At 54.7% G+C, this 19,634-nt stretch carries 17 protein-coding genes; 8 read left to right on the plus strand and 9 right to left on the minus strand.

From position 1 onward, the window contains the following. Positions 1-15 precede the first annotated feature (15 nt). Together ACN0YD_RS10055 and ACN0YD_RS10060 are read right to left on the minus strand one after the other, a co-directional pair. On the minus strand, positions 16-1,008 hold the full coding sequence (locus tag ACN0YD_RS10055) for a glycosyl transferase family protein (RefSeq protein ID WP_417319372.1): 993 nt from the start codon (positions 1,006-1,008) through the stop codon (positions 16-18). 24 nt (positions 1,009-1,032) lie between these two features. Beyond that, positions 1,033-2,355, minus strand: coding sequence for a GntP family permease (locus ACN0YD_RS10060; RefSeq protein WP_417319374.1), 1,323 nt, complete (start codon positions 2,353-2,355; stop codon positions 1,033-1,035). Between the two features lie 503 nt (positions 2,356-2,858). Between ACN0YD_RS10060 and ACN0YD_RS10065 the strand changes: the two genes are divergently transcribed. Genes ACN0YD_RS10065 through ACN0YD_RS10075 form a run of 3 tightly spaced genes read left to right on the plus strand, consistent with a single transcriptional unit; the run spans position 2,859 to position 7,742 of the window. After that, entirely contained in the window at positions 2,859-4,805 is a 1,947-nt protein-coding gene (locus tag ACN0YD_RS10065; RefSeq protein WP_417319376.1) for a PrkA family serine protein kinase, read from the plus strand. A 47-nt stretch (positions 4,806-4,852) separates the two neighbouring features. Beyond that, entirely contained in the window at positions 4,853-6,202 is a 1,350-nt protein-coding gene (locus ACN0YD_RS10070) for a YeaH/YhbH family protein (RefSeq protein ID WP_417319377.1), read from the plus strand. 1 nt (position 6,203) lies between these two features. Continuing rightward, a complete protein-coding gene (locus ACN0YD_RS10075; protein WP_417319379.1) occupies positions 6,204-7,742 on the plus strand; it encodes a SpoVR family protein in 1,539 nt (512 codons plus the stop codon). Positions 7,743-7,811: 69 nt separating this feature from the next. Here ACN0YD_RS10075 and ACN0YD_RS10080 read toward each other — a convergent pair whose 3' ends face one another. Together ACN0YD_RS10080 and ACN0YD_RS10085 are read right to left on the minus strand one after the other, a co-directional pair. Then, on the minus strand, positions 7,812-8,783 hold the full coding sequence (locus ACN0YD_RS10080; protein WP_417319381.1) for a transferrin-binding protein-like solute binding protein: 972 nt from the start codon (positions 8,781-8,783) through the stop codon (positions 7,812-7,814). A gap of 95 nt (positions 8,784-8,878) precedes the next feature. Further along, positions 8,879-9,253: a DoxX family protein gene (locus tag ACN0YD_RS10085; RefSeq protein ID WP_417319383.1), complete on the minus strand. Its 375-nt coding sequence runs from the start codon at positions 9,251-9,253 to the stop codon at positions 8,879-8,881. Between the two features lie 159 nt (positions 9,254-9,412). On the opposite strand from ACN0YD_RS10085, the gene ACN0YD_RS10090 reads away from it, so the two are divergent. After that, the gene (locus tag ACN0YD_RS10090; RefSeq protein WP_417319385.1) at positions 9,413-9,886 is read left to right on the plus strand and encodes a methyltransferase family protein; all 474 of its coding nucleotides are present in this window, start codon (positions 9,413-9,415) and stop codon (positions 9,884-9,886) included. 58 nt (positions 9,887-9,944) lie between these two features. Here ACN0YD_RS10090 and ACN0YD_RS10095 read toward each other — a convergent pair whose 3' ends face one another. The 5 genes from ACN0YD_RS10095 to paaN form a co-directional block, all read right to left on the minus strand. Beyond that, positions 9,945-10,520, minus strand: a complete 576-nt coding sequence (locus ACN0YD_RS10095) for a cytochrome b (RefSeq protein WP_417319387.1) — start codon at positions 10,518-10,520, stop codon at positions 9,945-9,947. 87 nt (positions 10,521-10,607) lie between these two features. Next, entirely contained in the window at positions 10,608-10,868 is a 261-nt protein-coding gene (locus tag ACN0YD_RS10100) for a DUF6460 domain-containing protein (RefSeq protein WP_417319389.1), read from the minus strand. Further along, positions 10,861-11,184, minus strand: a complete 324-nt coding sequence (locus ACN0YD_RS10105) for a hypothetical protein (protein WP_417319391.1) — start codon at positions 11,182-11,184, stop codon at positions 10,861-10,863. Before ACN0YD_RS10105 ends, ACN0YD_RS10100 begins: the two co-directional genes overlap by 8 nt. A 121-nt stretch (positions 11,185-11,305) precedes the next feature. Continuing rightward, complete coding sequence (gene katG, locus ACN0YD_RS10110; RefSeq protein ID WP_417319393.1) at positions 11,306-13,474, minus strand: catalase/peroxidase HPI; 2,169 nt, start codon at positions 13,472-13,474, stop codon at positions 11,306-11,308. A 227-nt stretch (positions 13,475-13,701) separates the two neighbouring features. After that, a complete protein-coding gene (gene paaN, locus ACN0YD_RS10115) occupies positions 13,702-15,369 on the minus strand; it encodes a phenylacetic acid degradation protein PaaN (protein WP_417319395.1) in 1,668 nt (555 codons plus the stop codon). 203 nt (positions 15,370-15,572) lie between these two features. Between paaN and paaG the strand changes: the two genes are divergently transcribed. Genes paaG through pcaF form a run of 4 tightly spaced genes read left to right on the plus strand, consistent with a single transcriptional unit; the run spans position 15,573 to position 19,615 of the window. After that, the gene (gene paaG / locus ACN0YD_RS10120) at positions 15,573-16,367 is read left to right on the plus strand and encodes a 2-(1,2-epoxy-1,2-dihydrophenyl)acetyl-CoA isomerase PaaG (RefSeq protein ID WP_417319397.1); all 795 of its coding nucleotides are present in this window, start codon (positions 15,573-15,575) and stop codon (positions 16,365-16,367) included. A 30-nt stretch (positions 16,368-16,397) separates the two neighbouring features. Further along, complete coding sequence (locus ACN0YD_RS10125; RefSeq protein ID WP_417319399.1) at positions 16,398-17,915, plus strand: 3-hydroxyacyl-CoA dehydrogenase; 1,518 nt, start codon at positions 16,398-16,400, stop codon at positions 17,913-17,915. Continuing rightward, entirely contained in the window at positions 17,912-18,385 is a 474-nt protein-coding gene (gene paaI / locus ACN0YD_RS10130) for a hydroxyphenylacetyl-CoA thioesterase PaaI (RefSeq protein WP_417319401.1), read from the plus strand. Before ACN0YD_RS10125 ends, paaI begins: the two co-directional genes overlap by 4 nt. Positions 18,386-18,409: 24 nt before the next feature. Beyond that, a complete protein-coding gene (gene pcaF, locus ACN0YD_RS10135; RefSeq protein WP_417319403.1) occupies positions 18,410-19,615 on the plus strand; it encodes a 3-oxoadipyl-CoA thiolase in 1,206 nt (401 codons plus the stop codon). Positions 19,616-19,634: the final 19 nt, after the last annotated feature.

A 19,634-nucleotide genomic window follows, 5' to 3' on the forward strand; every position in this document is an offset into this window, starting at 1 on the left:
ACTCTCCTTCCTCGGTTATGAGGCCAGATGTTTTTCCCAATAGGAAAGCGCCAGTACTTCGGCATCCTGAGCGTCCCGCGCCACCCCTTTCAGATAGAGCGCCTGGGCAGCAGTGCCCAGAATGGTCCTGAGGGCAACGGGATCTTCTGTTTTACCATACCAGACTTCACGAAAATGATCGAGAGTAACGATCCGTTCTTTTTGATCCGATTCCTTCAGGAAAGCGGGCCAGCTGGATTTCTCTTCAGTGCCGTCAATCACGGTAAAAAGAGCAATTGATTTGAACGGTGTACGCTCGGCCTCCCCGCCACCGCCCTTGATGACACCAAGACGCGGCTGAGCCAGGATCTGCGCGGCCTCCCTGTTAAGCTGGATGTAAGGCGGGTGAAAAATTCCCAGAAACAGGGTATCCGCATGCAACGGGTTGATCAGGCGCACTGCCGTATTGATAATACTGCGAACGCCCAACAGATTACGCATTTCAAGAAACTCCAGAATTCGCGGGCAGAAGTTCCGGAGCGGCAGAAAGGCGAAATTGTCATTGTCCAGCTTGCCGGCAGTTTCGGCCAGGCTGCCGCAGGGAGCCTCATCAATCGCCGCGAGGCAGTCCTCGGTTGGAATACCATTTTCCATATGGCTGTTGTAGCCATGCATAAACACCTTGTGACCATTTTCCGCCAACAGCTTCGCCGACAGCAGAAACCAGGGCAATCCCCGGCTTTTGCCTGCCGAATAGCTGGGCCAGTCGATCAGATCCTGATATTCGGTGATGGGTTCCATATCCAGACTGTTTCGAATGGCTTCGACAATCCCGGCGAGCTCCGCCGCATCTTCACTGCGATAGCGCAGCAGGAGAAGCAGGGCTCCGATCTGCAGGTCGGACATTTCACCGCTCAGCGCCCCGGCAAAGGCCTCCTGCGCCTCCTCTCGGGTCAGATGGCGGGATTTGGTGGGACCGCGCCCAAGGGTGCGGATAAATTCTGAAAAGTCTTCGGGCTTCTTTGTCATGAGATTCTTATGACACAGCGTCTCCTATAGTCCCAGCAAAAACAAAACAATCGCCAGGATGGTTCCAATGAAGGGGATCACCACGGTCAATGCCGCCACTGGTAAGTAAGCAGTCTGGTGCGTTTCCCCGCAAATAGCCCGGATGGTGGTTACCACATAACCATTGTGAGGCAAGCTGTCGAGACCGCCGGAAGAAATGGCCACCACGCGGTGCAGGGCTTCCGGGTCCACCCCCTGGTCCAGATAATGGGGGGCAAGCAACGGCAGGGCAATGGCCTGGCCGCCGGACGCCGATCCGGTGAGCCCCGCAATCACACTGACCGCCAAAGCCGCACCGATCAATTCGTTGCCCGGCAGATGGGTCATATAATCCAGCGCCACCTGGAAGGCCGGAGTCAGTTTGGCGATACTGCCGAAGCCCACCACCGCACAGGTATTGCTGATGGCGATCAGGGCCCCCAGGGTCGCTACCGACAGGGCCGCGCCAAGATTGCTGAAATGCTTGCGATAAATGACAATGGAGGTGAGCAGCCCGCCAAGCAACGCCACAATCAGCGCCGATTTGCCATAGTCAAGGATCACGCTGAAATAGAAACTGGTCCCCAGGACAACCGCCAGCGGCACAAATCCCAGCATAGGATTTGGCAGCACATCATAGTTTTTCTCTTCCGGGTCGCCGTCACGTGCGTTAAATACCTCGCCATTGGCTTTGGCGCGGGCCATCATTTTCTCAAACCAGAATATCCCTGTTGAGGCCATGAAGGCCGCCACAACCAGACTTACCTGCCATCCGGCGAAATGATTGGTCCCAAGATAACCGGACGGCAGGAAATTCTGAATTTCCACCGACCCGGCACTGGTCATGGTAAAGGTGACGGACCCGAAAGCCAGAGCCGCCGGAATGAACCGGCGCGGCAGGTTGGCTTCCTTGAACAGGCTGAGCGCCATGGGAAAGACCGAGAAAGCCACCACAAACACACTGACCCCGCCGTAGGTGAGAATGGCGCAGGCCAGAATTACTGCCAGGGCGGCATGTCTCATACCCAGTTTCTGAACCACCCAGTGAGCCACGCTGTCAGCAGCGCCCGAGTCTTCCATCACCTTGCCGAACATGGCCCCCAAGAGGAAAACGATAAACCAGTCCTTGAGAAAGCCGGCAAAGCCGGTCATATAATCGACGGTAAAACTGGCCTGTCCCGCGTCCGCCATCGGCGGCAGAATGGCAATGCCGCTGGTGAGCGCCACCAGAAGCGCACAGAGGGGAGCGGCAATGAGAATATTCATTCCCCGGATGGTTAGAATTATCAGCAAAATCAGTCCTCCGAAAAGGCCGGCCATACTCAACATTGTTTTTCCTCCCCTTGGAATTATCCGGAACAGTCACCATATCAGTTTTATGCATTTCCAAAACTATGGCGTATTCAGGTCAGTATCAAACTTTTTCACAAAATGCCGCTGCAAGCAGACGCGTTCAGCAACCATTCATGAGATATTTTTTTATAATCAATATTGTGTTTGGAAGCCTGTCACGTAAACTACTCTTTAATCAATTCAGGCGATAATTAACCATAATCTCGGAATAGCCATAATTTTTTAGTATCTTATTCAAAGGCTTAAGAAACCAGTTTTTGCTGTATCCGGAAAATTAATATCCGGAATCAGTTTATGGGAGGGAAGTTGTGCCATTGGCACGGCGGCCCAGATACTAAGACACTGGCAGTCGCGCCACGGCAGATCTTCCTTCTGACGACCTGGTCAGAATTGGAACATGGCCGATATTATTCAAAAGCCTGTTCGCAAGCAGCATCTCTGACCGGTCCTGAACTTAACCAAAGCCGGGAGTTGCCACCATGACGAACGAAACAGACCTTTTTGATCTTTATTCTGACCAGTATGAAAACCGCAAGGAAAGCGAGATTTCCCTGCGCGAATATCTGCACGGCTGTGCCGAAGATCCCATGATGTATGCCAGCGCCGCGGAACGCATGATTCATGCGATCGGCGAGCCCGAGCTGATTGATACATCGAAGGACGAGCGTCTGGGACGTATCTTCATGAACCGGACCATTAAAAAATACAAGGGGTTCGAGAATTTCTACGGCATGGAGGAAACCATTGAACGTATCGTCGGTTTCTTCAAGCATGCCTCCCAGGGCCTGGAAGAAAGAAAACAGGTACTGTATCTGCTGGGTCCCGTTGGTGGCGGCAAATCCTCCCTGGCGGAACAGCTCAAGACCCTGATGGAAAAATGCCCCATCTACGTCTTGAAAGCCGGTGACGAAATCAGTCCTATTTTTGAATCTCCGCTTGGCCTGTTCGACCCGGAGCGCATGGGCGATGTCTTTGAAGAAAAATATAAAATCCCCCGTCACCGGCTGACGGGACTGATGTCTCCCTGGGCGCTCAAGCGGCTTGACCAGTTCGAAGGCGATCTTTCCAAATTCTCCGTGGTCAAGGTCTATCCGTCCAAACTGCGCCAGATTGCCATTGCCAAAACGGAGCCTGGCGACGAAAATAACCAGGATATCTCGACCCTGGTGGGCAAGGTGGATATCCGCAAGCTGGAATATTACAGCCAGAATGACAGCGACGCCTATGCCTATAGCGGCGGCCTGAACCGCACCACCCAGGGCATCCTGGAGTTTGTGGAAATGTTTAAAGCGCCCATCAAGATGCTGCACCCGCTGCTGACCGCGACCCAGGAAGGCAACTATGTGGGCACGGAAAACCTGGGCGCCATCCCCTATCAGGGTGTTATTCTCGCCCATTCCAACGAGGCCGAATGGCAGAGCTTTAAAAACAACAAGAACAACGAGGCCTTTATCGACCGGGTTTATGTGATCAAGGTTCCTTACTGCCTGCGGGCTGAGGAAGAAGCAAAGATTTATGACAAGCTTCTGTCCAATTCCGACCTGAATACAAGCCACTGCGCCCCGGGTACGCTTGACATGCTGGCCCAGTTCAGTGTCCTGTCCCGTCTTCGGGAGCATGAAAATTCCAACGTTTATTCCAAGATGCGGGTTTACAACGGGGAAAACCTGAAGGATGTGGACCCCAAGTCCAAACCCATGCAGGAATATAAGGATATGGCCGGTATGGACGAAGGCATGAACGGCATTTCCACCCGCTTCGCCTTCAAGATTCTGGCGGAAACCTTCAACTATGACACCAACGAAGTGGGTGCCGATCCCGTTCACCTGATGTATGTGCTTGAAAAGGCCCTGCTCAGGGAACAGCTGCCCGATGACATCGAGAAGAGATATCTGGAATTCATCAAGGGTGAATTAGCCCCCCGCTATGCGGAATTCATCGGCAATGAAATTCAGAAGGCCTATCTGGAATCCTATTCCGATTACGGTCAGAACCTGTTTGACCGTTATATTTCCTATGCGGACGCCTGGATTGAGGGCCATGACTTCAAGGACCCGGACACCGGCCAGCTGCTGGACGCCAAGATCCTGGATCAGGAACTGAGCAAAATCGAAAAACCGGCCGGCATTTCCAATCCCAAGGATTTCCGCAACGAGGTGGTCAAATTCGCCCTTCGCGCCCGGGCCAACAATGCGGGACAAAATCCCAAATGGACGTCCTATGAGAAGCTGCGTTCAGTCATCGAAAAACGCATGTTCAGCAAGGTCGAGGATCTGCTGCCGGTCATCAGTTTCGGCAGCAAGAAGGACAAGGATACCGAGCACAAACATCATGAATTTGTCGAGCGCATGAAAGACCGCGGCTACAGCGAACGGCAGGTTCACCGGCTTGTCGAGTGGTACATGCGGGTCAACAAGGCGGGATAATACCCCGCCTTTCCCCCTCATGTCTAACGCCAGGAGTATAATCGCGTATGATGCACATAATCGACAGAAGGCTGAACCCCAAGGGCAAAAGCCTCACCAACCGGCAAAGATTTATCCAGCGCGCCCGCAAGCAGATCAAGAAAGCGGTCGACGATGCGGTAAAGAACCGGAAAATATCGGATATTGAGTCATCCGAACAGATCCGCATCCCCTCAGACGGGTTGGACGAGCCGCACCTGATCGGTGACAGCGACAAGGGAGTCCGTGACCGGGTCCTGCCGGGCAACCGGGAATTCATGCCCGGCGACCGGATCAAGCGGCCAGAAAAGGGCGGCGGACAGGGACAGGGAGGCCGGGAAGCCAGCGAGGACGGTGAAGGCGAGGATGCTTTCAATTTCTCCCTGACCCGGGACGAGTTCCTCAATATCCTGTTCGAGGATATGGAGCTGCCCGACTTTGTCAAAACCTCCATCAAGGAGGAAATGGTCACCGAATTTCATCGGGCCGGCCACAAGAAGGACGGCTCCCCCGCCAACCTGAACCTGAAGCTGACCATGCGCAACAGTCTGGCGCGCCGACTGACCCTGAAGCGCCCGAGCCAGGAAGAAATCGATCAGCTGGAAGAAAAAATCACCGCCCTGCACACCAAAAAACGTAAAAGTGAAAAAGACAAGAAGGAGCTGGAATACCTGACCGGTCAGTTGGAGGTCAAAACCCGGCGACGCAAGCTGGTGCCCTATATCGATCCTATTGATGTGCGCTATACCAGCTTCACGGAGGAGCAGAAACCAAACACCCATGCGGTGATGTTCTGTCTGATGGATGTGTCAGGCTCCATGAGCGAAATGCACAAGGAACTGGCCAAACGTTTCTTCATGCTGCTTCACCTGTTCCTGAAAAAACAATACAGCAAAGTGGATATCGTTTTTATCCGCCACACCCACCACGCCAGTGAAGTGGACGAGGAAACCTTCTTCTATTCCCGGGAGACCGGGGGCACCATTGTCTCCACCGCCCTGGAGGTGATGGAAAATATCATCAAGGAACGCTATCCGCCCGATGACTGGAACATCTATGCCGCCCAGGCGTCCGACGGCGACAATCTGAACAGCGATAATTCCCACTGCCAGTATATGCTGCAGGAACGGCTTTTGCCCCTGTGTCAGTATTTCGCCTATGTCGAAATCTGGGACAAACAGGAATCGGAACTTTTCATGGGTAATAACGGCACCACGCGCCTGTGGCAGGCTTATGACGAGGTGCAGAAGCAAAACCGCAATTTCGCCATCCGCAGGGTAACGAAAGCCGCCGATATCTTCCCTGTTCTGCATGACCTGTTCGCCAAGGACCGTGAAAGCGCCGGCAGTTCCGCCGGGCAAGCACAGGAGGCTGTGTAATATGGCTGCAAGGAAAAAGAAAACCGCATCCGACCCCCTCTACAAGAGCGCAGAATGGGATTTTGAAACCGTCGACAGGACCTTCCGCGCCCTGGAGGATATCGCTCTCAATGAAATGGGGCTTGATGTCTATCCCACCCAGGTAGAGGTCATCACCTCGGAACAGATGCTGGATGCCTATAGCTCGGTCGGCATGCCGATGATGTATAGTCACTGGTCCTTTGGCAAAAGCTTCATCCGCGACCAGACCATGTATCAGAAAGGGTTCCAGGGGCTGGCCTACGAGATTGTTATCAATTCCGACCCCTGCATCTGCTATATCATGGAAGAAAACTCCATGACCATGCAGACCCTGGTCATGGCCCATGCCGCCTTTGGCCATAACCATTTCTTCAAAAACAACCATCTTTTCAAGCAGTGGACCGATGCCGGCGCCATCCTTGACTATCTCCAGTTCGCCAAAAACTATATCGCCAAATGCGAGGAACGTTACGGCTACCGGGAGGTGGAGAAAATTCTCGATTCCGCCCATGCGCTGAGAGACCAGGGTGTGGACCGCTATACCCGGCCCACCAAGCTGGACGACAAGAAAATACAGGAACGGCAGCTGGAACGGCTGGAGTATGAACAGTCCCAGGTCAACGACCTGTGGCGCACCCTTCCCGATTTCAAGCAAGAGAACGGCGTCGAAATCGACCAGATGGAAAAGGAACTGGCTGTAAAGCTGGGCATACCGGAATCAAACCTGTTATATTTCCTGGAAAAAAACAGCCCGGTGCTCAGTAACTGGCAGGCGGAAATCCTGCGCATTGTGCGCTCCATCGCCCAGTATTTCTATCCCCAGCGGCAAACCAAGATGATGAACGAGGGCTGCGCCTGCTACACGCATTATTACCTGATGAACCGGCTGTATGACAAAGGCCTGATCACCGAAGGCGCCATGCTGGAATTCATTGATTTCCATACCCGGGTTGTGGCCCAGCCTTCATATGACAGCCCCTATTTCTCCGGCATCAATCCCTATGCCCTGGGCTTTGCCATGATGCAGGACATCCAGCGTATCTGCGAAAACCCCACCGATGAGGACCGGGAATGGTTCCCCCATATCGCCGGCAACAACACCCCCTTCGAAACCCTGAAAGATGCCTGGGAAAACTATCGGGACGAAAGTTTCATCCTGCAGTTCCTGAGCCCTCACCTGATGCGGGAAATGCGCCTGTTCAATATTCATGACGACAGCGACAATGCCTTTATCGAAGTGGACCATATTCACAATACTTCAGGCTACAAGGCCGTGCGGGAGGCCCTGTCCGCCCAGTATTCCGTGGCCAATATGGACCTGGACATCCAGGTCAGCCGTGTCGACCTGGCCGGTGACCGGAAGCTGACCCTGGTGCACAGCATGAACAACCACATACCTCTGTCACAGAAGGAGGCGGAACAGGTGATTGCCCACCTGCGGCGTCTGTGGGGCTATGACATTGTTTTGAAAAGCGTCGATCCGATCACCAGCGAGGTGGTGCAGGAAACCTGCGGCTAGGGAAGATTTAATCCGCATTAAAAAAGGCAGCCATCGGCTGCCTTTTTGACATTTTTCTCAAAGGAACAATTACTGTTCTCCGGCAAAGGCGCCGGCAGCTTCCTCACCCGGTCCTGAAATGGACCAGACACCACCCACTTCCTGGGCATTGGGGCCGTAAAAGGCGCCGCTGACGGTACCGCTGTAACCACCGGCGGAAAAATTGCTGGCCGCGCCGCTGAAGGCGCCGTTTGACAGGGTGCCTGTGGAGTCAAATTCCACCCAAGCTCCTCCGCCAACACCTGTCGCCTGAAAGTCCCTGAATTCTGAAACGACTGTATTTGTCCCGAAGTTGGCGGAGATTTCCACCCGACCAAGAAGAGAGAGCTGATCCGGAGAACCTGCAGTGGCCGTCGGCCTGTAAAGCACGCCCTCCGCAATACCTTCATAACTCGCCTCACCGGTGGTGGGCACGCTGTCGGTCCGTATACCAAAGGTGACAAATCCGTTCGCCTTTTCAAAACCATTGGCGGCTACTGTGCCGTCGGTCTTTGCCCATTGTCCGTAGGTGACATAGGACAGGTTGATTGTCTCACCCGAAGGATGGAAGGGAATTGTAATATCGACCCCCGGACGTAACAGGACAAAGGCCTGGTTCCCGTCCACATACTGGGTGTACCTTGTGCCCACTGTTTTGTCGGCGGCATCAAAGGTATGATCAAAATTGACGTCGTTACCGGCACCCTGGTTGGTGATGGTGATTGTGAAATCGGCAGCCGTATTGACATCGGCGTCAAGGCCGACAACGGCCTCCGCACTCTCGGTCTGGCTTGCGGAATCAATGGTTTCGGTGATACCTTCCACCTTTACCAGAACGACGCTGGACAAGCTGTTAAAATCTTCCGAAGCCTGAATCTGGTCAAGCCGGTCATTGGAGGTCGGGGGCGTTGGTGTGCTCGGTGGAGGTGTGCTGCTGCCACCATTGCTACCGCCACATGCCGCAAGCGCCACAACACTGCCCGCCGTCAGAAGAATATTCCTGAATTTCGATATCTGCCTCAAACTTTTTCCCCTTTGAATATTAGCCTCTGGAGCCAAATAGAATCATTCTGGAGGAAGAATAAACCACCTCTGTGAACGAGACATTAATTTAATATTCAATTCTGGCCATTTAGTGTCATTCTTGTCACCCGCAGGTAACTGATGCCGAGAAGCATGAACATGAGGACCAGCGCACGTGTGACAAACTGGGGTTCCTCAAAGGAAAAGTGTACCATGGCCAATACCGCCATTTCCAGTGAAAGCAGCAGAGCGCCGACCAGCGCCACTCTCGGAATCAACAACCCCACCCCGCCGGCAAATTCCAGCGCGCCAAGGGCTGAAATATCCCAGGCAGACATGCCCCAGGATTGATAGCGGGACACCTGGGCGTCAAAACCCGCAAGTTTCCCCACACCCAACGAAATAAACACCAGCGCCAGCACCAGGCTGAGTACCCAGACCGTCGCCTTTACAAGCACATCCCCGTTCATCGACCGCCCTCCTTGTTTCTTATGTTGAAGTATAGGCAGACTTTCGGGAAAAAGACAAATGTAACAGCAATGTGACATTTGATATGCTAGAGTTTCGAAACAAAGGTTCAGCCGGACAAAGGTGGTTCGCCGCGAAAATAAAGGGAGAGGAAAAGAGAAATGGAGAGCAACGAATATAAGGACCATGCCCAGGTGATAGCACATCCGCCGGTCATCTATGCCCTGGGACTGGGTGTGGCCGTGGCCCTTGACTATTTCCTTCCCCTGTCGGCCAGTGGCGGGGAAACGGCCGAACAGGTGGGTTGGTTCCTGCTTTTCTGCGGCTTTGCCCTGCTTGGAGGAAGCGTGTTCAGCTTTATTAAAAACAAGCAAAATCCTGACCCGCACACCCCCACCGACCAAATCTATACAGGCGGGTTCTATGCCTTCAGCCGTAATCCAATCTATCTGGGATTTACCCTGATTTATGTTGCCCTTGGCCTGATTTTCAGCTCTGTGTGGATGTTAATCACCCTCGTCCCCGTGCTGGTGGCCATGCATTATGGCGTCATCCTGCGCGAAGAGGCCTATCTGGCGAAAAAATTCGGCGACAAATACCTGGACTATAAAAACAAGGTCCGGCGCTGGATCTGAAAAAGGCCGCCTTTGTTCAGGACGGCCTTTTGAGTCATATTATCCTGCTTTCCGGAAATCAGTCGTCGGCCCGGCTTCCGCGCGGCGACATCCTGATCATGATATCGTCTTTCCTGATGAAATGATGATAGAGCGCGGCCACGACATGCAAAATGAAAGCAGCCAGCATGATTTTCGCACAGATTTCATGGATCTCTTCAAAAACCTCGCTCAGGTCATCGTTCTCCGCCAACAGCATCGGAAATTCAAACAGACCGAAAAATGGAACCTCGTGTCCGCCGGTAACAGAACTCAGATATCCTGAAATTGGAAAAGCCAGCATCAGCAGATACATCAGCCCGTGAACCGCATGGGCAAGCGTTTTTTCCCATTTCTGCATGCTTTCCGGGAACAAAGGTATGGGGTTGGTCATGCGCCAGTACATTCGAAAAAGGATAAACATAAGAGCCAGCATGCCGAAGGCCTTGTGAATATCATACAGTCCGAATTTGAACTGGGCCTGTTCCGGTGTAACACGGGGCAAACCGTGCATATATTGCCCCATAATCCAGAGCCCGATAATTAACAGGGCCATAATCCAGTGCAGCCCCCGGGCTACACCACCGTATGTCGTTTCGGTATTTCTTGCGGACACCCGATCCTCCTTTTGCCTGAAGAGAAAACTCTTCTTTATAAGTCCCCTGATTTATAAATCCCTTGGGATTTTACGCAGCTATTCTGCTTAATCCCTTTTTCTGAATTTGCCTGCAATATTGGAAATATTCATCAAAAGCCACACGGGCACGACCACAATTGCGCCCAGCACCACATAATCAGCCGCCCACTGGACACCTGACCAGGCTGTATCCACAATTTTACCGATGGTTTCCGGCAGTTCCTCGATCAGTTCCGCCGGCGTGATGTCAAAATAACTGAGCGCCATTCCCACAAACAGGGAAACGATAATCAGCTTCCAGACAATGCCGAGCGCATTTCTACTCATCGGATTTATTCTCCAGCTCTTCCTCTTCCATATCGTAACGCAACTGGCGCATCAGGTCATCAACAGCTTTTTTCTGGGACTTTTCCAGCGCTGTCGTCGCCGAAACCATGGCCAGTTCGTTCAGGGCGAACTCATAATCCTTTTTTTCCGCGGCAATAATAATTCGCCCGATCCGGACTCGCAGTTCCTCACTGCTTTCGGAGAAGCTTTCCTGCAGGCGCTCTTCCACTGTTTTCTTATGCCGTGTCTCGAGCTTTTCACATCCCCCCAATTGTCCCAGCACGAAAATTGCCGGTATCAGCCATAGCAGGCGCATCTGTGTATTTTCCTCGTCTCGTCCAATCCCCCGGTGCGGGTAAGACTATATTCAGTATTTAAAAAAAACAATCCCCGCCAGCGGTTCAGCCGGCGGGGACAGGTATTTTTCTTTTTCAGGCTCAGTTCAAATCAAAGCGATCCGCATTCATGACCTTGGTCCAGGCGGCGACAAAGTCGTTCACGAACTTTTCCTTGCTGTCGTCCTGGGCATAGACTTCGGCATAGGCCCGCAGGATCGAATTGGACCCAAACACCAGGTCCATCCGGGTTGCCGTCCATTTGACCTCATCCGTCGCCCGGTCACGGATCTCATAAAGATTACCCGCTACAGGCTTCCAGCTGTTCCCCATGTTGGTGAGGTTCACGAAGAAGTCGTTGGTCAGCGCGCCTTCACGATCGGTGAACACGCCGTGTTTCGTGCCACCGTGATTGGTGCCCAAAACCCGCATGCCGCCGACCAGGACGGTCATCTCGGGCGCTGTCAGGCCCATCAGCTGGGTGCGATCCAGCATCAGCTCCTCGGCACTGACGACATAGTCCTTCTTGAGCCAGTTGCGATAACCGTCATGGACGGGCTCCAGCGGCTCGAAGCTTTCGACATCGGTCATCTCGTCCGTCGCATCGCCGCGACCGGGAGCAAACGGAACCGTAACATCAACACCGCCCGCTTTCGCCGCCTGCTCGATGCCGACATTACCGGCCAGAACAATGACATCCGCCACGCTGGCGCCCGTGTCTTTCGCGATATCTTCAAGGACTTCCAGCACTCTGGCCAGACGCTCAGGCTCATTGCCTTCCCAGTCCTTCTGTGGCGCCAGCCGGATACGGGCACCATTGGCACCACCGCGCATATCCGAGCCACGATAGGTCCGGGCGCTGTCCCAGGCTGTGGAGACCATGTCGCTGACAGACAGACCGCTCTGGGCAATTTTCGCCTTGACGGCATCCACGTCGTAGGATGTCGAACCGGCGGGAACCGGGTCCTGCCAGATCAGATCTTCCTTGGGCACATCGGGGCCGATGTAGCGCGCCTTGGGGCCCATGTCGCGGTGCGTCAGCTTGAACCAGGCCCGTGCAAATACCTCGCGGAAATACTCCGGATCCTTGTAGAAACGCTCGGAAATCTTGCGGTAGGCCGGGTCCTTGATCATCGCCATATCGGCATCCGTCATGATCGGGTTATAGCGGATCGACGGATCCTCCACATCCACAGGCTTGTCTTCCTCCTTGATGTTAATGGGCTCCCACTGGTGGGCGCCGGCCGGGCTCTTCTTCAATTCCCAGTCATAGGTGAAGAGCAGATAGAAATAGCCATTGTCAAACTGGGTCGGATGCGTGGTCCAGGCGCCTTCGATACCGCTGGTGATGGTATCCCGGCCCATGCCCTTGCCGGACGGATTTTTCCAACCGAAGCCCTGCTCCTCGACGGGGGCGCCTTCGGGATCAGGCCCCAGCTTGGAGGCATCGCCATTGCCGTGACATTTGCCGACGGTGTGACCGCCCGCCGTCAACGCTACTGTTTCCTCGTCGTCCATCGCCATCCGGGCAAAGGTCACCCGCACGGCCTCCGCCGTTTTCAACGGATCGGGCTTGCCGTCCACGCCTTCCGGGTTCACATAGATCAGGCCCATCTGCACGGCGGCCAGCGGGTTTTCCAGCGATTCCTCGTCATCGCTGCTATAACGGTCCTTGGCCAGCCATTCCTTCTCGGAACCCCAATAGGTATCTTCTTCGGGGTGCCAGATATCTTCGCGACCAAAGGCAAAGCCATAGGTCTTCAAGCCCATTGATTCATAGGCGATGGTGCCGGCCATGACAATCAGATCAGCCCAGGAAACCTTGTTGCCGTATTTCTTCTTGATCGGCCACAACAGACGGCGGGCCTTATCCAGGCTCACATTGTCAGGCCAGGAGTTCAAAGGCGCAAAGCGCTGGTTGCCGGTGCCCCCGCCGCCACGGCCATCCGCGATACGGTAGGATCCTGCCGCGTGCCAGGACATGCGGATCATCAGGCCGCCATAATGTCCCCAGTCGGCCGGCCACCACTCCTGACTGTCCGTCATGAGCGCATGCATATCTTTCTTCAGCGCCTCAAAGTCCAGCTTCTTGACTTCTTGCGCGTAATTGAAGCCCTGCCCCAACGGATTGGTTTTCACATCGTGCTGGCTCAGGATATTCAGGTTAAGGGCATTGGGCCACCACTCCATGTTGGAATTGCCAGTGGCGGTGTTGCCACCGTGCATGACCGGACATTTACCGGCCGTCATCGGTGTGGATGTGTCTGACATTATCTGTCTCCTTGGACATGTGGATTTTATTGTACTGCTTATTTCGACATAAACTTTATCAACCCCCAACCATTCGATAAAATATATTGATTTTATTTAATCGATAATTTTTGCTTATGATAAATTCATTCTCCCAGTATCGCCCATATTGACCCAAAAAACAAACCCCGTCGGCCGGATGGCTGACGGGGTTACAGTTACAGGCATTAAGGCCTGGGAGGTCTCCCTTAACCTTTCGGATGCCAGCGGGTCTGTATCACCCGATAACGGTTTGACACATAAGCTGTATCCGAAAGCGCCGCATTGGCAGCCGGGTTGGCGCCGGTGGCATGGAAATCGCTGAAGGCCGCTGTCTGATTGACGAAAACGCCGCCGGTCAGGTTGAAGGACACGGCCACACCGGAGTCGCAAGCCACTTCTTCTGCCTGGGCCAGAACGTCGTCGGAAGAAGACCAGATGCCAAAACTGATGGCGCCGTGATTTTTCACACTGTCTTTGACAATGGCAAGACTGTCAGCGGTGTCCTTTGTCTTTACGACGAAGGAAATAGGACCGAACAATTCTTCCTTGTAGGAGCTTTCATCCTTGGCTTCCAGGATCAGCGGTGTGCGGATCCGGGCATTCTCAAAACCTTCCATGGGCACGGCACGGGGTGCCAGCAGGACATTGTCTCCTGCCGCATATTTCTCGAGGCGGGACATAGTGGCATCGCTCTGGATGGCGCCGAGTACGGCAGAAGCACGCTGGTCGTCGGAATTGAATTTCTCGACCCCTTTGGCAATGGCCCCGGCGACCTCGTCAAAGGACTTGTGGCCGTCTTCCGTATCGATACCACCCTCGGGGATAAAGATGTTCTGCGGGGTTGTACACATCTGGCCGCTATAGAGGCTGAGCGTAAAGGCAATATTGCCGATCATGCCGCGAAAATTGTCGGTGCTGTCGATAACAATACAGTTCACACCGGCTTTTTCCGTATAGACCTGAGCCTGCTTGGCATTATCTTCCAGCCAGTTGCCGAAGGCGCTGCTGCCGGTGAAGTCAATCAGCTTGACTTCTTCCTTGAGGGCCAGTTCCTTGGTCACCGGTGCGGAGGCATCATCCACTACCAGGGTGACCACGTCGGGGCTAAACCCGGCTTCCTTCAGCACATCACGGGCGATCTCGACTGTGATGGCCAGCGGCAGAACGGCGCCGGGGTGCGGCTTCACAATCACGGCGTTACCTGTCACCAGGCTGGCGAACAGGCCGGGATAACTGTTCCAGGTCGGGAAGGTTGAACAACCGATGACCAGACCGATACCGCGCGGGACAACCGTGAATTTCTTGTCCATGACCAGTGGATCGTTCTTGCCCTGGGGTTTCACCCAGTGCGCCGTGGCAGGCGTACGTTTCATATCTTCATAGGCATAGGCCACAGCTTCAAGGCCACGATCCTGGGCGTGCGGGCCGCCGGCCTGGAAGGCCATCATAAAACCCTGCCCCGTGGTGTGCATGACCGCATAGGCAAATTCAAAGCTGCGTTTGTTGATCCGGTCCAGGATTTCCATGCAGACTCCGGCGCGGGTATCCACATCGGCCTTGCCCCAGCTTTTGCGGGCTTCCTCGACAGCCGCAACCAGCTTGTCGACATCCGCCTTGGGATAGGTGATTCCAAGATCAAAACCGTAAGGCGACTTTTCCGCCCCGACCGTGCCGCCACTGCCCGGCTGGTCAAGCTCGAAGGCTTTGTTCAGATAGGATTTGAAAGCTGTTTCGCCATCCTTGTTGGCGGTTTCACCGTAAACTTTCGGGCTCGGCATTTCCGGATAGGCGGTCCAGTATTCACGGGTCCGACTGGCCTCGATTGCCTTGTTCAAAGTTTCCTTGTGTTTCTCAAACAGGGGGGAAACAGACATTTTCATTCTCCTGAGTATGACAGATAAGCCTCGGGCCGAGCGGACACTTGCCGAAATCATAATTTTTATTGACCGGCCCCTGAAAACATGTAAATTAATAAACCGAACGGTTGGTCAATTCAAGAAAAATAACCTTTACATTTAAAATAAAGTGAGTTCGACTTGCCACAACCGCTGTAGTTCAAGCAACAGGGTAGCTTTCCATGTCTAATACTACCACATTTGAAACCATCGAGTTTGAAATTAACGACGGTCTTGCCGTTCTCACGCTGAACCGGCCCGACGCCCTGAACAGCTTCAACAAACAAATGCACGAGGAAATACAGCAGGCACTGGATATCCTGACGGACGCCGGCGATGTGCGTTGTTTCCTGCTGACAGGTAACGGTCGCGGCTTCTGTGCCGGACAGGATCTGTCTGACAAGGCCGTCCTTCCCGGCGGTGACCTGAGTGTGCCCATCGAAGAAAATTATAATCCCCTGATCCTCAGGCTCGCCAGCCTGCCCATGCCGGTGATCTGTGCCGTCAACGGGGTTGCCGCCGGCGCCGGTGCAAATATCGCCCTTGCCTGTGATATCGTGCTTGCCGCCCGCAGTGCCAAATTCATTCAGGCTTTCTGCAAGATCGGCCTGGTCCCCGACAGCGGCGGCACTTATATCCTGCCGCGTCTTGTGGGTCGGGCGCGCGCCATGGGCCTTTCCCTGCTGGGCGATGCAATAAGCGCGGAACAGGCTGAACAATGGGGAATGATCTGGAAAGTGGTGGACGATGAGGCTATAAGAGACGAGGCGCTCAAACTGGCCCGCCATCTGGCCACCCAGCCGACCAAAGGTCTCAGCCTGACCAAGAAGGCCATCCGGGCCAGCCTCGGCAATGACCTGGAAAGTCAGCTGGAATTGGAAAAGACCTTCCAGAAGGAAGCTGGATACTCGGATGATTACCGGGAAGGTGTCGAAGCGTTCCTTGAAAAAAGAAAGCCCGAATTTACGGGCAAATAACCCAACACATCCCAGCACAGGTATTTATTTATGACTGCGTTAGACCTCTCCTCCCCCGTTGCCGTCATCGGCGCAGGCGCCATGGGTGCCGGTATTGCCCAGGTCGCTGCTACAGCCGGCCACACTGTTTATGTTTTTGACATGTCTGAAGAAGCCCTGGACCGGGGCATCGGGCAGATCAGCAAATTTCTGACCAAATCAGTGGAAAAAGGGAAACTGGACGAGGCCGGTAAAGAGGCCATTCTATCTCGACTGCACAAGGTTTCCGATCTCAAGGACCTGGCCCCGGCCAAGCTCGTTATTGAGGCTATCGTTGAGAACCTGGACGTCAAACGCAAGGTCTTTGGCGAACTGGAAGATATCCTGTCAGAGGACGCCATTCTGGCTTCCAACACCTCGTCCCTGTCCATCACGGAAATCGGCGCAACCCTGAAACGGCCGGAAAATCTGGTCGGCATGCATTTCTTCAATCCGGCGCCGATTATGAAGCTGGTGGAAGTGATCCGGGGCCTTGCCACCGGGGATAATATCGCTGATACAGTTTTTGACACATCTGTGGCCTGGGGCAAGAAAACCGTTTTTGCCAAATCCACCCCGGGCTTCATCGTTAACCGGGTCGCCCGCTCCTACTACGGCGAGGCCCTGCGCGTTGCCCAGGAAGGCGGCGCAGATTACGCCACTATCGATGCCTGCCTGCGCGAAGCCGGCGGTTTCCGCATGGGCCCCTTCGAACTGATGGACATGATCGGCAATGACGTGAACTTCGCCGTTTCCAATTCCGTTTACAATGCCTATTATCAGGATCCGCGCTTCAAGCCGAGCCTGATCCAGCAGGAAATGGTTGCCGCCGGACGGTTCGGCCGCAAAACCGGGCAGGGCTATTACGACTATCGCGAGGGCGCGGAAAAACCGGAACCGATCACCGCAGACAGTTTCCCGGCGCCGCAAAAAGTCACCGTTCTTGGTGACAGCATTTTGCTGGAACCGCTGGTGGACCTTGCCAAAGACGCCGGCATTGATCTTGTTTATGAAGAGGAAAGCCCGGAAATCGGCTTTCGGATCGGCGATCTGTTGATCACCCCGACAAATGGCGCCACTGCCACGGAAATGACTATCCTCACCGGTGAGCCGACGGTAGTCTTCGATCTGGCACTGGATTATAAAACCTGCAGCCGCATCGCCATTGCCAAGGCTGACCAGCTCACCGATATAGCCCTGGAGGCCGCCGCCGGCTTCTTCCAGGCGCTCGGAAAAAAAGTCAGCATTATTGACGATTGCCCCGGCCTGGTTGTCATGCGCACCGTGGCCACCCTGGCCAACGAGGGCGGTGACGCGGTCTATCAGGGTGTGGCGACGCCGGACGCTGTCGATACCGCCATGCAGTATGGTGTGAACTATCCCAAGGGCCCCATGAGCTGGGCCCAGGAGGTGGGGCTTTCCCTGGTCGTGGAAGTTCTGGACAGCCTTGCCGTCTTTTACGGCGAAGACCGGTACCGGGTCTCGCCGTTCCTGCGCCGCGCCGTCATTGCGGAAAAGGACATCGTATGAGCAAGATCCCGGAAAATTCCTCCTATTTTGATTCAGCCCTGGCGAAAAAACTTGGCGAGTTCCTGTCCGAACGCAAATCCATTGACGAACTTCTCGGGATAAGCCTGCTCGAGATTGATGCCGGCTATGTCAAAATGCGCATGACAGTGACGGAAGAAATGACCAATTTTTTCGGCTCAGCCCATGGCGGTGCCGTATTTGCCCTGGCCGACAGCGCCTTTGCCTATAGCTGCAACAGCCACAATAAAGTCACCGTAGCGGCAGGTTGCAGCATCGAGTATCTGCTCCCCAGTTTTCCCGGGGACGTGCTGACCGCCACCTCACATTACAAGGGAGGCACCGGCCGTCAGAGCATTTTTGATATCGAAATCACCAATCAGGACGACCTGCTGGTTGCTGCCTTTCGCGGCAAATCCCATTCCACAAGGGACAGCATTCTGCCTGAAGAAGAAACAGCCGCCCAGGCGTAACCGGGCTACTCGAGGAGTTAGTTTATGACCGAAGCTTTTATCTGCGATGCCATTCGCACCCCCATCGGCCGTTATGGCGGCGCCCTGTCAGCAGTCCGGCCCGACGATCTCGGCACCATTCCACTGAAGGCGCTGATGGAGCGCAACCCCCAGGTTGACTGGGCGAAAGTGGAAGACGTGATCTTCGGTAACGCCAATGGCGCCGGTGAAGACAACCGCAACGTGGCCCGTATGTGCGCCCTGCTCGCCGGTCTTCCAGTCACCGTGTCCGGCACCACCATCAACCGACTGTGCGGATCCGGCATGGATGCCACCGGTACCGCCGCCCGGGCCATCAAGGCCGGTGAAGCGGAACTGATGATTGCCGGCGGTGTGGAAAGCATGTCCCGCGCCCCCTTTGTCATGGGAAAGGCGGAAACCGCTTTTTCCCGTAATGCGGAAATTTATGACACCACCATCGGCTGGCGTTTTGTCAACAAGCTGATGAAACAGCAGTACGGCATCGACAGCATGCCCGAGACCGCCGAGAATGTGGCCGAGGACTTCAACATCAGCCGGGAAGACCAGGATAAATTCGCCCTGCGGTCGCAGCAGAAAGCCGTTGCGGCCCAGGAAAACGGACGCCTGGCCAAGGAAATCACCCCCGTCACCATTCCCCAGCGCAAGGGTGACCCGAAAGTGGTCGACAAGGACGAACATCCCCGCGGCGATACCTCGCTGGAGGGACTGGCCAAACTGCGCGCCCCCTTCCGTGAAGGGGGAAGTGTGACAGCCGGGAACGCTTCCGGCGTCAATGACGGCGCCTGCGCCCTGATCGTGGCCAGTGAAAAAGCCGCCAAAGACCAGGGACTGACCCCCAAGGCCCGCATCGTCGGCATGGCCACTGCCGGTCTGGAGCCGCGGATCATGGGATTCGGCCCAGCCCCCGCCAGTAAAAAACTGCTTGAGCGCACCGGCCTGACCATCGAACAGATGGATGTTATTGAACTGAACGAGGCCTTTGCCTCACAGGGACTGGCCGTCACCCGCGACCTCGGCCTTGCCGATGATGATCCGCGAGTCAATCCCAATGGTGGCGCCATTGCGCTTGGCCATCCGCTCGGCATGAGCGGTGCGCGCCTTGTCTCAACCGCCATGTATGAACTGCACGAAAAGGGTGGTCGCTATGCGCTGTGCACCATGTGTATCGGTGTTGGCCAGGGTATCGCCATGATTATCGAGCGCGTCTAGTCGACTTTCAGCAAATAGG

It is taken from the genome of Emcibacter sp. (assembly GCF_048269205.1).
In the GTDB taxonomy this organism is placed as follows: domain Bacteria; phylum Pseudomonadota; class Alphaproteobacteria; order Sphingomonadales; family Emcibacteraceae; genus Emcibacter.